This is a genomic window from Candidatus Magnetaquicoccus inordinatus (assembly GCF_004217665.1).
GTDB classification, from domain to species: domain Bacteria; phylum Pseudomonadota; class Magnetococcia; order Magnetococcales; family Magnetaquicoccaceae; genus Magnetaquicoccus; species Magnetaquicoccus inordinatus.
The window spans coordinates 1-15,490 of sequence record NZ_RXIU01000069.1 but is presented as its reverse complement, the minus strand read 5'-3'; the positions used below and the strand labels follow the sequence as shown (position 1 = coordinate 15,490).

The following is a 15,490-nucleotide window of genomic DNA, read 5'->3' as shown; positions in this document are numbered from 1 at the left end:
AGGCAAAAGATTAAAAGCAAAATCCCAGGGATTCCATCCCTGGACCCGGCCAGGGAGGTGCCCTCCCTGGACCCGCAGTTGCGTTGGGTGGTGAATAGTTACGGTGATTGTATATTTTTACCGGGGCACGCCTGTTTTTGCAGGTGATTGTGTCGGCAATGGCTTGTTGGTTGCTGAGACTGTTGGGCTGGTTTCCGTTTTCTGCAGCAGAGACAGAAACCAGAGAGGAAAGAGAAGGGTTGCGCTCCTTGGTGGTACAGCCAAGCCAAAAGAGGGTTTACAAGGAGAGATCCTGACGCACGCGGTTGATGCCTAAGCTGTAAGAGCCGATGACCAGCAACAGATCCATCAAGAGCAGGCTAAAGAAAACGGCTGTCGCAGCTTTGGCAACCAGCATTCCTTCCAGCAAAAAAATCAAGAGGACCATCAAAGAGAGACGTTTGTGGGTTTCGCTGCCGCGCTGCATGCGCATCCATTCGGCATACCAGGCAATCAAGCCGACAAAAAGCAATGATTCGCCAATGGTAATCAGCAGGGTTGCCCCGGAGGGGAGTGCGATACGATAAAGAATGCTCTCCAGAGCAAAACCGGTCACCGCCGCATCGGCAAAGATGACAGCATTATAAATAAACAATAAATAAATGAAGAGCGGAATACGCACTCCCTGTTTCATGCTGTTCTCTCCGCAGAGTGGTTAATAGATCCAGGTAGCAAGCAGGGTCAACTGCCAATCTGTTCACCCCAGTGTAATTTTTCCCGCAACACAGCATAATAGTTTCGATTGGGTGCATGCAAAACCTGCAAGCGGTGTTCGGATCGTTTGACCAAAACCTGGTCAGCATCCATCAAGGAGAAACCGGTTTGTCCATCCAGGGTCAGCAGGCGATCCCGTTGTTCGGGGTGACGATCCAGAAAGCCGCCACGACCAGGAAAGGTAATACTGATTTCACCATAACCCGGTACGGCAATCGGTCTGTTGGTCAAGGTATGTGGGCAGATGGGCGTCAACAGCAAAGCATCAATACCGGGATGGATGATCGGTCCTCCCGCCGATAGGGCATATGCGGTCGATCCGGTAGGTGTCGCCAAAATCAAGCCATCCGCACGGGCAGTGTAGACGAATTGATCGTCGATGGCTACTTGAAACTCAATCATGCGTGCCAGCGTGCCCTTATGCAGCACCACATCGTTCATGACACAGTGGGAAAAGATCTCCTCGCCATGGCGCAACACCCGAAGATTCAACAAAGTGCGCGATTCAACCCGGTAATGACCAGCAAAAACCTCTTCCATGGTTTCAAACATGGCATCGCTGGGCACTTCGGTCAAAAATCCCAGGCGACCCATATTGATGCCCAACAAGGGAATTTCACGAGTGCCTATCGCACGAAAACCGGCCAAAAATGTGCCATCGCCGCCGATCACCACCACCATATCTTGCCCCTCTGGCAGATCATCCTGGGGTCTGTTTTGTGCTACTTCCGGATCCAAGCCAATTGCTTCAGCGGTTTCGGAGCAGATGGTTACTTTTTTGCCGCGATGATAGAGCCATAAAGCCAACTGTTTGGTGGCTTCCCAGGCTCCGGGATCCGATTTTTTGGTGATGATACCGATATTCTGCATAATCTTCATTTTGCTCGCCATACGGATGCGGAAGTGTGATCTGGCACTTGCTCATTTGCCGGAAAGGCACTATACACCAATTGCAGCGCCATATCCAAACCAGAAGCAGTCATGGTGCTGCTTTTTCCGGGGAAAGGAGGGAAACTGTGCATGGACAAAGCGGAAAAGAGCAGTTCTGAGTCGTGTGCTCACCTGGCACAGCACTGCGGCGAGCCGTTGCAGGATGTGCAGGCTCAGGAGGATAGCCGTCGGCTGAGTATCGACAAGGTTGGGGTGAAAAATATTCGTTATCCCATTCTGGTTCGTGATCGGGATCGCGGACAGCAGCATACCATTGCCTCGGTCAATATGTATGTTAAACTGCCCCATCAGTTTAAGGGGACCCATATGTCCCGTTTTCTGGAGGTTCTGGCAGAGCAGGAAGAGGTGATCTCCGTAGAAAATCTGCCTGAGATCTTGCGGCGCATCCAGCAGAGTCTCAATGCCGAAGAGGCCCATATCGAGCTGGAATTTCCCTATTTTATGCGCAAAGAGGCTCCGGTTTCCCATGCTTCGGCCTTGATGGATTATCAGGTACGCTTTTCCGGAGTGCGTACCGGAGAAAAATATCAACTGACCCTGGGTGTGACTGTGCCGGTGACCTCGCTGTGTCCCTGCTCCAAAGAGATCTCCCGTTATGGTGCCCACAATCAACGTTCGCATGTGACCGTGACCTTGCGTTATAAAAAATTTATTTGGGTCGAAGAGATTATTGAGCTGGTGGAACGCAATGCCTCTTGCCAGCTCTACGCCATTCTGAAGCGGCCTGATGAAAAATATGTGACCGAACGCGCCTATGAAAATCCCATGTTTGTTGAAGATATAGTCCGTTCGGTGGCCGCCGAGCTGCGACAGGATGAACGTATTACCCTGTTTACCGTCGAATCAGAAAATTTTGAATCTATTCATAACCATTCCGCCTATGCCTTCATCTCTGGAGGCCAGTAGAAGGAGCCGCCCATGCGCTTTCAGCACACCCTGATTCCCACCCTCAAGGAAGATCCAGTCGATGCCCAGGTGGTATCGCATCGATTGATGTTGCGGGCTGGTTTGATTCGCCCGTTGGGTTCCGGTATCTATACCTGGCTGCCGCTGGGACTACGGGTGTTGCGCAAGGTGGAGGCCATTGTGCGTCAGGAGATGGATCTGGCGGGCGCCCAGGAGGTGTTGATGCCGGCCGTGCAACCGGCAGAGCTCTGGCAAGAGTCGGGACGTTGGGATTTTTATGGCAAAGAGCTGTTGCGTTTTCAGGATCGCCATGATCGTCCCTGTTGTTTTGGGCCGACCCATGAAGAGGTGATCTCCGATCTGGTGCGCCGGGAGATTCGTTCCTATCGGCAGTTGCCAGCCAATTTTTACCAGATTCAAACCAAATTTCGCGACGAAATCCGTCCCCGCTTTGGAATCATGCGCGGTCGGGAGTTTTTGATGAAGGATGCCTACTCTTTTGATCTGGATGCGGCAGGCTTGGATGTCAGTTATCAAGCGATGTTTGCCGCCTATCAACGCATTTTTCAACGCTGTGGTTTGGCCTTTCGCGCTGTGGAGGCCGATACCGGTTCGATCGGTGGTGCCTCCTCCCATGAATTTCATGTCTTGGCCGATTCCGGCGAGGATGTCATCATCTCCTGTGACAGTTGCGACTATGCCGCCAATCTGGAAAAGGCTGTGGCCGCTGATCCAGAGCCTCAGGAGGGCGAGCCCCCTGCCGCCATGGAAAAAATCTCTACCCCTGGGCAGAAGAGCATTGAAGAGGTGGCTCGTTTTCTCAAGCTGCCCATGGAGCGGCTGGTCAAATCGCTGCTGGTGGAGACTCCGGCAGGTCCGGTTCTCTTGTTGGTACGCGGTGATCGCACCTTGAATATGATCAAGGCTGCTCATGCACTCAATCTGCCGCAGGTGACCATTCCCGATGCCGACAGGGCAGCCTATTGGGCGGGGGTCAGTATGGGCTCCATCGGTCCCGTGGGGAGCCGTCTGCCGGTCGTAGCCGACAATGAACTGCGTCATCTGCGCAATTTTGCCTGTGGTGCCAATGAGGAGGGGTGGCATTTGCTGCATGTCAATTGGCAACGCGATCTGCCTGTCCCCAGCTTTGCTGATTTGCGCAATGTCCAGGCGGGAGAGGCTTGTGCACGTTGCGGCAGTGGTCGTTTGCAGCGCCATCAGGGTATTGAAGTCGGACATGTTTTCAAGCTGGGGGATAAATATTCCAAGGCCATGGGGGTCAAGGTCTTGGACAGCCAAGGCAATGAACAAACGCTGGTCATGGGCTGCTATGGCATTGGTGTGTCACGCATTGTGGCCGCAGCCATCGAGCAAAATCATGATGCCAACGGTATTCGCTGGCCTGCCTCCTTGGCTCCTTTTGCCCTGCAGTTGCTGCTGCTCAATCCGCGTGACAGCAATGAAGTGGCCTTTGCCGAACAGCTCTATCACGATTTTCGCGCTGCCGGGGTAGAGGTGTTGCTTGATGATCGCGATGAACGGGCGGGTGTCAAGTTTAAGGATGCCGATCTGTTGGGATGTCCGCTGCGCCTGTTGGTGGGAGGTCGCTCTTTCAAGGAGGGGCTGCTGGAACTGCAATTCCGTTCGGGAGAGCCCACACAACGTCTGCCATTGGCCGAGGCGGTAGCCGCCGTGTTGTCGTTGCTGCAGCAATCATCTCTGCCGGGAAGAGGAGTATAAGCGATGTCTGCAGAGTCAGAGGCAATTGCGGCGGCCCGTCTGGCCGCTTCCCTACACTCTTTGCTGCAGGAGGCACTGCATAACTTGACCCCGGAGTGGATAGCCGGAGTGGTGGAAGAGGAGTTGCTGCGTTTGCGCACAGCGGAGATTGCGCCCGTTGCGGAGTGGCCTGCAGAGTGGAATGGTCTGTTGCAGGAGAGCTTTGCGCCCCAGATTGAACAGATTGCGCGGCGTCTGGTACAGGCAGAGGTGAAAAAGGCTTTGCCGGTGGTGGCGGAACGGTTGGTGCAGGAAGAGTTGCAGCGTTTATAACCCGGTTTGCCGGGCTTTTGGCCCGGCTACCCGGTTGCTGTTTTCTCACAGGCTAATCAGCGGTGAGCCAACAGTTGTTCTTGGCGCAGCGCCATCAAGCACAAGGAGTCTTTGATTCGCATGGCATAGCGATGGGCCTGAAACAGAAAGACAACCGCTTCATCAAGAATTTCCCAACTGATTGCCCGGACTCTTCTGCGAAATTTGTCTGCCACCGTAGAGACGGGCAGAGTGCTGTTATAGGCTGCGTTCATAGTTCTTTCTCTCCTGAGTAGTCGTGGGCCTGTGCCCTTGTCCTTCTATAAGCAGCATGTGTGCCAGTTTTGTTTTCTCTTTTGTTTGCAATATCTTATTTGTTTGTTGCTTGCAGTAGCTCTGTTATGGGTTGTCAGGCTGAATTTCGTCTGTGTTGGATTGCTGACAGAGATTGGCACCTGTTTTTTCTTTTTTGCCCTGCTCTGTTGGAATCGTGACACCTGGCCTCTACAAACGCATGGTCAAGATGGCCTCTATCTCTGTGCCTCCCAGATTGGCTGCTTCGCCCAGAAACATCTGACGTTCTTGCAGACGCTTGGCCACGGCACGAGGGGCTTCCGCTCCGATTCCATATTCAGAGAGACGTGTTTTTACCCCCAGAGAGCGAAAAAATTGTTCGGTTTTGTCAATGGCCGTTGCGGCCAAATCGCTTGCAGAAGGGGCAGAGAGTTGCCAAACCCGGCGTGCATATTGCGACAGTTTTTCTCGTTTGTTTTCAATATTAAACTGCCATACCCCTGGCAGTACCACAGCCAGCGATTGACCATGATCCAAGCCATAGAGAGCGGTCAACTCATGGCCTATCAGATGGGTTGCCCAGTCCTGGGGGACGCCACAACCAAGCAGACCATTCAATCCCTGGGTTGCGCACCACATGAGATTGGCACGTACCGCATAATCGTGTGGCTGCTGCCAGACCTTTTCTGCCTCTTCCAACAAGGTGGAGAGAATCGCTTCGGCCTGGCGATCCTGCAGCGGGGCCTGTGCCGGTCGGGTGATATATTGCTCGGTCACATGGACAAAGGTATCGACAATACCGTTGGCAATCTGTCGATGATCCAAAGAGAAGGTGGTTGAGGGGTCGAGGATGGCAAAGCGAGGATAGATATGTGGGCTGGCAAAACCATATTTTTCCTTTGTCTCCTCGCGGGAGATTACCGAAAAGCCATTCATCTCCGAGCCGGTGGCTGGCAGAGTCAACACGCAACCCAGCGGCACTGCCTGTGCGATCTCTGCTTGTCGCGTGGGAATAGCCCAAGGGTCACCCTCAAACACGGTGGCGGCGGCAATAAATTTGCTGCCATCCAAAACTGAACCGCCTCCCACAGCCAAAATAAAATCGACCCATTCGCGACGACACAATTGCACCGCTTTGAGACAGGTTTCATAACGGGGATTGGCCTCCAGACCGGCAAATTCCAGTACGGTGTGTTTGCTTAAGGCTTTTTTAACCTGTTGATAGACGCCGTTGCGCAGAATCGAGCCTTGACCATAGGTCAGCAGAATGCGACTGGATTGTGGTATCAACTGCGCCAATTGGCTGATGGTATCGGCTCCGAAAATGATTTGCACCGGATTGTGATAGGTGAAATTGTGCATGGTTTTGTTCCTTGTGCTGCCTGCTGGGGTAAGAATGTCACTGATTCTTGATCTGGATCAAATGGGATAGCGACGACTGCTTGTTAAGATAGGCAACCCGGCGCTATCATCGCTCGCCTGTTGGCCGTTTTTTCTTTTTTTGCAGAGTATGTCTGTTTATCGTTGCTGGAGTTGCCTCTCATGATAGCTGTTTTTGCTTCACCCAGAAACATTTTTTACCGGTTGCTGCTGTTGGTGCTGTGTGTGACTCTGCTCTGGGGGGGGCGTGTGCTGGAGGCGCGGGAGTTTGGCGCCTATGAGGTGGATGTACAGCCGGCAGAGGTCTATCCGCAGGCCGATCGTTTTGATCCTTTGAGTGGCAAGCCAGCACATGGCAAAGCCTATCAGAATGGCAAGCATGTCGGACATGTCTTCATGACCAGCGATATTGGTTATTCGGGCAAGCCGATCGATGTATTGGTAGGGATGAGCCTGGATGGGACCATTACCGGGGCCAAGGTGGTGCGTCATGCCGAGCCGATTTTGCTGGTGGGGATACCGGAGCAGAAGCTGTTTGATTTTGTCACCCGTTATGTAGGGCGCAAACCGCTGGAGGGGGGCAAAGGGGAGAACCAGAGTATTGATGCCATCAGTGGGGCGACAGTGACCGCCATTGTGATCAACGATGGGATTCGTCGTTCCGCCATCAAGGTGGCACGCGGCAACAAGGTTGAGGCGCCGAAGCTGCAGACCACCCTTTTGGATCCTCCCTTTCAAGCCAGCAACTGGCTGTCGATGTTGGGGGAAGGCAGTATCAGGCGGTTGATGCTGCATCAGGCCGATGTCGATACGGCCTTCAGCAAAATGGGGATTGGCAGTGGCGAACCCTATATCAAGGTGATGCCTCCCGAAAGTCTGTTTATTGATCTGTATGTGGCGTTGGTGACTCCAGAGACCATTGGCCGCAACCTGCTGGGCGAGGCGGAGTTCAACAATATGCGTGCCTGGTTGGCACCGGGGCAGCAGGCAATATTGATTGTCGCCAATGGATCCTACTCTTTCCGTGGTTCAGGTTTTGTACGCGGGGGAATTTTTGATCGTTTCAAGGTCAATCAGGATGGTTCCAGTATTTTGTTCCATGACCATAACTATCGGCGTTTGCGCAATCTGGGCAACGACATGCCGGAGTTTGAAGAGATCGGTCTTTTTAAGATTCCCAAGGAGAGCAGCTTTGATCCGACCCAGCCTTGGAGCCTGGAGCTGTTGACCCATCGGCCCACCGGCCCGATTGAAAAGGTGTATACCAGTTTTAGTGTGCATTATACTTTGCCGGAACATTTTCTGCAGCGTACACCCGTCGCAGCACCTGTTGCCTCTGCCTCGGAGCAGAAAGAGTTGGCTGGTGCAGAGGAGGAGGAGAGTGGACCGCCCTTATGGCAGCGCATCTGGAAGGATCGGATGGGCGATGTGTTTATCTTATCCCTTTCGTTGGTGATTTTGACGCTGATCTTTTTCTTTCAGGATTTGTTGATTGTGCGGCCACAGTTGTTGGCCAATCTGCGTCGCCTCTTTTTGCTCTTTTCGGTGGTGTGGATAGGGGGGTATGCCCAGGCGCAGTTGTCGGTGGTCAATGTTTTTGCCTTTTTGCATGCGCTGATGACCGGCTTCAAGTGGGACTATTTCTTGCTGGAGCCATTGATTTTTATTTTGTGGAGTGCAACCGCCTTGTCGTTGCTGTTTTGGGGGCGTGGGGCATTTTGTGGCTGGTTGTGCCCGTTTGGGGCTTTGCATGAGCTGCTCAACTGGGTGGCGCGCCGTTTTGGGGTGCAGCAGTTTCGTCTGCCCTTTGCCTGGCATGAGCGGTTGTGGTCTTTCAAATATATCCTCTTTTTGTCGTTGTTTGCGGTTTCGCTCTCTTCGATGGCTTTTGCCGAGCGTCTCTCGGAGATTGAACCGTTCAAGACAGTGATTCTGTTGCACTTTGTCCGTGAATGGCCTTTTGTTTTGTGGGCTCTGCTGATTTTGGTGGCAGGCTTGTTTGTCGAGCGGATTTTTTGTCGGTATCTTTGTCCGCTGGGGGCGGCCATCGCCATTCCGGGTCGGATGCGTATTTTTGCCTGGTTGAAGCGGCGTCGGCAGTGTGGCGACCTCTGTTCCAACTGCGGCAAGGAGTGTCTGGTACAGGCGATTCAGCCCAGTGGGGAGATTCATCCCAATGAGTGCATCTATTGTTTGCACTGCCAGACCAACTATGTCAATGAGGCGGTCTGCCCGACCCTGATCATGCGCCGTACCAGACGGGAGAAAAAGGCTGGCTCTGGTACAAATAGTGCCACGGAGACAAGTGGTCAGTAGGGTTGTTTTTCTACCTGAAAGATAATAGTTTTGCCAATAAAGCCGGGGAGGAGCGCTTCCCGGCTTTTTAGTTGTTCAACTTTGTTGTGGATGCTCAGAGTGAGCTGTTGCTTGGTATGATGGTATGTTTTTTGATATTTTATGACTTTATGGCAGAGAAATATATAATAATATTTTTCATCGCATCTTCTCAATCATTTATTGAATATAGAGTATTTATATTATAATCTTTGCTGTACCGATATATTCAGTTTGTTCACAGGAGAAACAATATGCAAAATCTTATGCTTGGCGCACAAGGTGAGGCTGTGCGTACACTTCAGGAGTTGTTGAATAAAAAAAGCTCGCCTTCGCCGCACCTGCAGGTGGATGGAGATTTTGGGGAAAACACCGAGGATGCGGTTGTTGCTTTTCAAGCGGCGCATGGCTTGACTGTGGATGGTGTTGTGGGTAAGAAGAGCAGAGAGGCGTTGGGTTGGCCAGAGGAGGAGGCGGCGGGCTCTCCAGCAGTCGCTGCCGTTGCTGTGTTTCCATGGTTGGCTATCGCCGAGCAAGAGATTGGTCAGTGCGAAAATCACACCCCCGGCGAGGACAATCCGCGCATTGTCGAATATCATCAGACCGTTTCGCTGCATGCCACAGATGATGAAACCCCCTGGTGCTCCTCTTTCGTCAACTGGGTTCTCCAGCAAGCCGGTAAAAGCGGAACCAACAGTGCGGCAGCCAAAAGCTGGTTGAACTGGGGAAAAGCAAGCAGCCAATCGGTCGCCGGTGCTGTTACCATCCTCAAACGGAAACAAAACGGCAGAGATCAGGCAACCGGATCCTCCTCTGGTTATCATGTTGCCTTTTTTGTCTCACGCAACGATACCCATATCCGTCTGTTGGGTGGCAATCAAGGCGATCAAGTCAAATATTCCAACTTTCCACTGAGTGGCTATTCTTTGGAAGGGATACGCGAACCCGTCTAACCACTGTGTGAAATCACACAATCGCTTGCCCTGCAGGAAAAGTAGCCAATAATTGATCTGGATCAATTATTGGCTCTTTTTTTTCGTGTAATTATGACGCGAATATACGATTATCCAAAGTGGCGTGAGCAACTGAACAGCTTCACGAGCGGGGAGTGTGTGGGGATAGATTGTGGCAAATCACACAGTTCTCCAGGCCAAAAATGATAAATTACTGGCAGTGGAAAGTTGTACCTGGAGAGTTTGGGGTAAATATATTTTTGTATTTTCTGATCGGTTTCCTTGTCTGGGGAGAAATGAGCAATGTCGAATGAATGCAAATTGGGTGTAACCCGTCGCGATCTGTTGGGCAACAGCATTAAAGTGGCCGCCTTGGGGGGATTGGCCAATATGACCGCAGGTCCGGCGGTGTTGGGAAGCGGTTTGTTGGCGGCTGCCAGTGCCGTTCCCTCCTCTGCTGAGGCATCAGGCAATGCCAATGTTCCTCCCGGTCAGTTGGATGAATATTATGGGTTTTGGAGTGGTGGTCATTCGGGCGAAGTGCGGGTGCTCGGTATCCCCTCCATGCGTGAATTGATGCGCATCCCGGTTTTCAATCGTGAAAGTGCCACCGGTTGGGGTTTGACCAACGAGAGCTTGAAAATTCTCTCCAGCGGACTGACTCCCGAGACCAAAGAGTTTTTGAAAAAACAGGGCAAGGTCACCTTCGATCATGGTGATACCCACCATCCGCGCATGTCCTATACCGATGGCAGCTATGATGGTCGTTATGTCTATATCAACGATAAGTCCAACACCCGGATTGCCCGGATTCGTGTGGACATCATGAAAACCGACAGTGTGTTGGAGATCCCCAACGCCCATGCCATTCATGGTTTGCGTCTGCAACGCTATCCCAAAACCGGCTATGTCTTCTGCAACAGCGAGATGCGTCGTCCGCTGCAGAATGATCCCAGCACCATGCGCGATGTCTCCAAATATGTGGGTATCTTCTCTGCTGTCGATGGCGAAACCATGAAGATGGCATGGCAGGTGATGATCAGCGGCAACCTGGACAACTGCGATTGCGACTATAAGGGCAAATATGCCATCTCCACCTGCTACAACTCGGAAGAGGGCTTTACCACCGCAGAGATGACCGCAGCTCCCGCCGACCATGTGGTGATTTTTAACATCAAAGCGATTGAAGAGGCTGTCAAAGCTGGCAAGGCGCAGATGATCAATGGTGTGCCGGTGGTTGATGGCCGCAAAGATGCCAAATCGCAATTTACTCGCTATATCCCCATCGCCAACAACCCCCATGATGCCAATGCCGCACCGGATGGCAAATATGTGGTGGTCAGCGGCAAACTCTCGCCGACTGTCTATGTCATCGAGTGGGATAAGGTGGATCTGCTTTTTGAGGGCAAAATCACCGAAAAAGAGACCATCGTTGCCAATCCGGAAGTGGGTCTTGGTCCGCTGCATACCACCTATGATGGTCGCGGCAACGCCTATACCTCGGTCTTCCTCGACAGCCAGATTGTCAAATGGAATATTGCCGATGCCATCAAGCAGTATCAGGGCGACAAGAGCGTCAATCCGATTCGGCAAAAATTGGATGTGCACTATCAAGTCGGTCACACCAATGCTTCGATGGCCGAAACCAAAGATGCCGATGGCAAATGGTTGGTGGCTCTCTGCAAATTTTCCAAAGACCGTTTTCTCAATGTCGGTCCACTGAAACCGGAAAATGATCAGTTGATTGACATCTCCGGCGATGAAATGAAGCTGGTGCACGACGGTCCGACCTTCCCGGAACCGCATGATGCCATCATCGTTCATAAATCCAAGGTCAATCCGGTCGAGGTCTACAACAAGAATGATCCTCTCTTTGCCGATCTGTATGCCATGGCCAAGAAGGATGGTGTGGAGCTGGGCAAAGACAGCAAGGTGGTGCGCGAAGATAAATCCAACAAAGTGCGCGTCTACATGGTCAGCCATGCCCCCACCTTCAGCATGACCGAATTTAACGTCAAGCGTGGTGATGAGGTGACGATTATTGTCACCAATGTCGATGAGGTGGTCGATTTGACCCATGGTTTGACTGTGGTGGGTCATAATGTCTGCTTTGAGGTTGGTCCACAAGCCACTGCATCGGCCACCTTCAAGGCCGATCGTCCCGGTGTTTGGTACTATTATTGCCAATGGTTCTGCCATGCCTTGCACATGGAGATGCAGGGTCGGATGTTTGTGGAGTGATCGATTGGCTCTGGGAGTTTGAGCTTTGACGGTGTTGTTTCCGTGGGCGGCCAGGATTTTCCTGGCCGCCGTTTTATTCCTGGCATACCCTCTCTATGCGGAGCAGTTGGTGGCTCCGGGTGAGGAATCTTTGCGTCTGGCGATCAGCAACGCGCCAGAGGGGGAGACCTTGCGTTTAGAAGAGGGGCGCTATGGTGCCGCGGTGATCGATAAACCGTTGACGTTGCTGGGTGTGCCCGGATCTGTAGTGGATGCTGGTGGCAAAGGGAGTGCGTTGACGGTCAAAGCGCCCAATGTGCTGATTCGTGGAGTGACTGTCAGTGGTTCCGGGATAGTGGAAAATGATCTGGATAGTGGCATTCTGGCTTTGAAAGCGGCGGCCAATGTGCGGATTGAAGAGAATCAAATAGTCGGCAATCTGTATGGTGTCTCCATTCAGGGGGCGGCGCGTGCCATTGTGCGTGGCAACAGGATAACCAATCGGACCGATTTATGGATCAACGATCAGGGTAACGGCATCAATATTTGGGATACGACCGGTTCATACTTCGAGAACAATCATGTCGAAGGGGGACGAGACGGTCTGTATATCCATACCGCTCATGGCAACTTTATTCGTGGCAACCGTTTTATCCGTGTGCGTTTTGCTGTCCATTATATGTATGCCAACGATAACGAAATTTCTGATAATATCTCTATTGATAACTCTGTTGGTTATGCCTTGATGTATTCCGATAATCTGAAAATTTTGCGCAACATCTCCTTGCGTGATCGAGATCATGGTTTGATGTTTCACTCTTCACGCAAATCAGAATTGGCCTATAATCTGGTGCGCCAGACTCACGATAAGTGTACCTTTGTCTACACCTCCTCCCATAACAGCATCCACCATAACCGCTTCGAGGGGTGTGAAATCGGCATTCATTTTACCGGCGGTTCGGAAAAAAATGCGATTCATGAGAATGATTTTATCAACAATCGCACCCAGGTCAAATATTCCGGCATGGTGCATTATGAGTGGTCAAAAAACGGGCGCGGCAACTATTGGAGTGACAATCCGGCCTTTGATTTGAACGGTGATGGTATCGCCGATGTGGCTTATCGACCCAATACCTTGATGGATCAGGTTTTGTGGCGTTATCCCCTGGCTAAATTGTTGTTGTCCAGTCCGGTGATGGAGAGTTTGCGGGTGGCGCAAAACCATTTTCCGGCCCTGGCTCCTGGTGGCGTGGTAGATAGCTGGCCGTTGATGCACCCTTCTTCTATACCGGTGGCTGTACCGGCTGATTTGGCGGATGGTTCTTGATGGGCGAATTTTCCTGTATTGTTGACAATGTGGTCAAAGAGTATCCCCGACATCGCGCTCTGGCGGGGGTCACTCTTGCTGTGCCTGCTGGAGCTTGTGTGGCTTTGTTGGGCCATAACGGAGCGGGTAAAACCACCTTGCTGAAGCTGTTGCTTGGTCTGACCAGGCCCAGCAGCGGCAGTGTTCGGGTGCTGGAGCGGGATCCGGCCTCAGCCGATAGCTCCTTGCGGCAGCAGATAGGCTTTTTGCCGGAGAGTGTCAGCTTTTATGATGAGATGAGTGGCGAGGATACGCTTTGCTATCTGGCCCGTTTGAAAAGGGTGGATCGGCGGCAGTGTGCGCTGTTGTTGGAACAGGTTGGTCTCTCTGCGGCGGCCAATCGGCGGGTAAAAACCTATTCCAAGGGGATGCGCCAACGTTTGGGGTTGGCGCAAGCTCTTTTGGGTAAACCGCGCCTGTTGCTGCTTGACGAACCGACCACCGGTTTGGATCCCATTTTGCGCCAGGAGTTTTATCGCATGATCCTGGCGCTGCGCGGGGAGGGGGTCACCATTCTGCTCTCTTCACACCTGTTGACCGAGTTGGAAGCGCGCACCGATCTGGCCATTATCTTGCGGCAGGGGCGCCTGGCGGCTTTGGGCTCTTTGGAGCAGTTGCGCGAGCAGGCCAAGCTGCCGGTGTTGTTGCGGGTGACCACTTCTGACGTGCAGGAGTTGAGTACACGGCTCTCTGGATCCCTGATTGTCCAGCGTGAGGAGCAGGCGTTGCAGTTGGCTGTGGCGGTCGAGGATAAAATGCCGCTGCTGCGTTATCTGCTGTCGCTTGCGGATTGGGTCAGCGATGTGGAGATTCAATTGCCAACCTTGGATGATCTGTATCGCCATTTTGGTCATCTGCAGGAAGAGGAGGGCTCTCAGTGATGCGCACCATCGCCATCATTGCCTACAAAGAGATTCGCGATGCCTTGCGCAACCGTTGGATTATCAGTGCTACCCTTTTGTTGGCCGCCTTGGCCTTTGGGTTGGCCTTTGTGGGGAGTGCACCGAGCGGTACGCTGGGAGCCAAACCGCTGGCGGTGATTGTGGTCAGTCTGGCCAGCTTGACTATTTTTTTATTGCCTTTGATCTCTTTGATGCTGGCTTATGATGCTTTGGTGGGTGAGGTAGAGCGGGGAACCTTGTTGCTGCTGTTGACCTATCCTCTGAACAAAACACAACTTCTTTTGGGAAAATTCATCGGCCATTGGTTGGTGTTGTTGTTGGCAACCTGGGTGGGATATGGTGCTGCCGGTCTGGCGGTCGGTTGGAGTGCCGGGGGTGCGGATGCGCAAAGTTGGCGCGCTTTTGCTTTGTTGTTGGGCAGTTCAGGGTTGTTGGGGGCCTCCTTTATTGCCATGGCCTATCTGGTGAGCAGTATGGTGCGTGAGCGCGGGGCGGCTGCTGGATTGGCGATTGCCATCTGGTTGCTGTTTGTGGTGCTCTATGATATGGGCTTGCTGGGAGTATTAATCGCCACCCGTGGCCAGATCCATGAGCAGATCTTTCCCTGGTTTCTTTTGGGCAATCCGGCTGATATTTTTCGCCTGCTCAACCTGACCGCCTTTGAACAGGTGCGTACCTTTGCCGGCTTGGCGGGTTTGAGCGGGCAGATTCCCTTTACTCCTTGGCAGTTGCTGGTCGCCTTGCTATTGTGGATTGTCGTGCCCTTGACGGCCGCAATAATACAATTTCGTCGGCGAGAACCATGAGCAGAGTCTGCTGGACACTCTTTTTATTGCTGGTTTTGAGCGGTTGTTCTGCACCACAGGATCCGATACCGGTGGCCCGCGACCCAGACAAGGGCGCGGTCGGCTATTATTGTGGCATGAATCTGCGCGAGCATCCCGGTCCCAAAGGTCAGTTGTATGTGGCGGGGGTGCCCGATCCTTTTTGGTTCTCTTCAGTCCGTGATCTGTTTGTCTATCTGCAAACCGAAGGGGCAACCAGGCGTCTCTTGGCCATCTATGTCCACGATATGGGGCGTACCGATTGGCAGCAGCCCAGTTCAGAGAGCTGGATGAATGCGCAAGATGCCTATTTTGTCCTGGGATCCCGCCGTGATGGTGGCATGGGCGGCAGCGAAATTGTACCCTTTGGCAGCGAGTTGGCTGCCGCAGAGTTTATCAAACAGTATGGTGGACGGGTGGTGCGCTATCAGGAGGGGTTGGCCAGCAATCTGTTTACCCCGTCCTCACCTCTGGCGGGACGTTAACTATTCCGTAACTGTAACTATTCACCACCAAAAACAACTGCGGGTCCAGGGAGGGCACCTCCCTGGCCGGGTCCAGGGATGGAATCCCTGG

General features: G+C 52.6%; 14 protein-coding genes. 10 read left to right on the top strand and 4 right to left on the bottom strand.

Features of this window, described 5'->3' with window-relative positions; genetic code table 11:
• Positions 1-277 precede the first annotated feature (277 nt).
• A complete protein-coding gene (locus EJP87_RS07090) occupies positions 278-673 on the bottom strand; it encodes a hypothetical protein (protein ID WP_130471164.1) in 396 nt (131 codons plus the stop codon).
• A gap of 47 nt (positions 674-720) precedes the next feature.
• Positions 721-1,632, bottom strand: coding sequence for an NAD(+)/NADH kinase (locus tag EJP87_RS07085; RefSeq protein ID WP_193771206.1), 912 nt, complete (start codon positions 1,630-1,632; stop codon positions 721-723).
• Between the two features lie 141 nt (positions 1,633-1,773).
• Between EJP87_RS07085 and folE2 the strand changes: the two genes are divergently transcribed.
• The 3 genes from folE2 to EJP87_RS07070 are packed head-to-tail and all read left to right on the top strand — an operon-like array spanning position 1,774 to position 4,662.
• Positions 1,774-2,610: a GTP cyclohydrolase FolE2 gene (gene folE2, locus EJP87_RS07080; RefSeq protein ID WP_130471162.1), complete on the top strand. Its 837-nt coding sequence runs from the start codon at positions 1,774-1,776 to the stop codon at positions 2,608-2,610.
• A gap of 12 nt (positions 2,611-2,622) precedes the next feature.
• Positions 2,623-4,350: a proline--tRNA ligase gene (locus EJP87_RS07075; protein ID WP_130471161.1), complete on the top strand. Its 1,728-nt coding sequence runs from the start codon at positions 2,623-2,625 to the stop codon at positions 4,348-4,350.
• A 3-nt stretch (positions 4,351-4,353) separates the two neighbouring features.
• Positions 4,354-4,662: a hypothetical protein gene (locus EJP87_RS07070; protein WP_130471160.1), complete on the top strand. Its 309-nt coding sequence runs from the start codon at positions 4,354-4,356 to the stop codon at positions 4,660-4,662.
• Positions 4,663-4,718: 56 nt separating this feature from the next.
• On the opposite strand, the gene EJP87_RS07065 is transcribed toward EJP87_RS07070, so the two are convergent.
• Both EJP87_RS07065 and EJP87_RS07060 read right to left on the bottom strand, forming a co-directional pair.
• A complete protein-coding gene (locus tag EJP87_RS07065; RefSeq protein ID WP_130471159.1) occupies positions 4,719-4,916 on the bottom strand; it encodes a hypothetical protein in 198 nt (65 codons plus the stop codon).
• Between the two features lie 229 nt (positions 4,917-5,145).
• Positions 5,146-6,297: an iron-containing alcohol dehydrogenase gene (locus EJP87_RS07060; RefSeq protein WP_130471158.1), complete on the bottom strand. Its 1,152-nt coding sequence runs from the start codon at positions 6,295-6,297 to the stop codon at positions 5,146-5,148.
• Positions 6,298-6,477: 180 nt separating this feature from the next.
• On the opposite strand from EJP87_RS07060, the gene EJP87_RS07055 reads away from it, so the two are divergent.
• The 7 genes from EJP87_RS07055 to EJP87_RS07025 all read left to right on the top strand — a co-directional run bounded on the left by EJP87_RS07055 (position 6,478) and on the right by EJP87_RS07025 (position 15,399).
• A complete protein-coding gene (locus EJP87_RS07055) occupies positions 6,478-8,631 on the top strand; it encodes a NosR/NirI family protein (RefSeq protein WP_130471157.1) in 2,154 nt (717 codons plus the stop codon).
• Between the two features lie 272 nt (positions 8,632-8,903).
• Positions 8,904-9,602, top strand: coding sequence for an NlpC/P60 family protein (locus tag EJP87_RS07050; RefSeq protein ID WP_130471156.1), 699 nt, complete (start codon positions 8,904-8,906; stop codon positions 9,600-9,602).
• A 303-nt stretch (positions 9,603-9,905) separates the two neighbouring features.
• Positions 9,906-11,843, top strand: a complete 1,938-nt coding sequence (gene nosZ / locus EJP87_RS07045; RefSeq protein WP_130471155.1) for a TAT-dependent nitrous-oxide reductase — start codon at positions 9,906-9,908, stop codon at positions 11,841-11,843.
• A 31-nt stretch (positions 11,844-11,874) separates the two neighbouring features.
• Positions 11,875-13,149 (top strand): nitrous oxide reductase family maturation protein NosD, encoded by a 1,275-nt coding sequence (locus EJP87_RS07040; protein WP_227657508.1) that lies wholly within the window; start codon positions 11,875-11,877, stop codon positions 13,147-13,149.
• Complete coding sequence (locus EJP87_RS07035) at positions 13,149-14,069, top strand: ABC transporter ATP-binding protein (protein WP_130471153.1); 921 nt, start codon at positions 13,149-13,151, stop codon at positions 14,067-14,069. The genes EJP87_RS07040 and EJP87_RS07035 overlap by 1 nt, the downstream gene beginning before the upstream one ends.
• Positions 14,069-14,896, top strand: a complete 828-nt coding sequence (locus EJP87_RS07030) for an ABC transporter permease subunit (RefSeq protein ID WP_130471165.1) — start codon at positions 14,069-14,071, stop codon at positions 14,894-14,896. The genes EJP87_RS07035 and EJP87_RS07030 overlap by 1 nt, the downstream gene beginning before the upstream one ends.
• Entirely contained in the window at positions 14,893-15,399 is a 507-nt protein-coding gene (locus tag EJP87_RS07025; protein WP_130471152.1) for a nitrous oxide reductase accessory protein NosL, read from the top strand. The genes EJP87_RS07030 and EJP87_RS07025 overlap by 4 nt, the downstream gene beginning before the upstream one ends.
• Positions 15,400-15,490 lie beyond the last annotated feature (91 nt).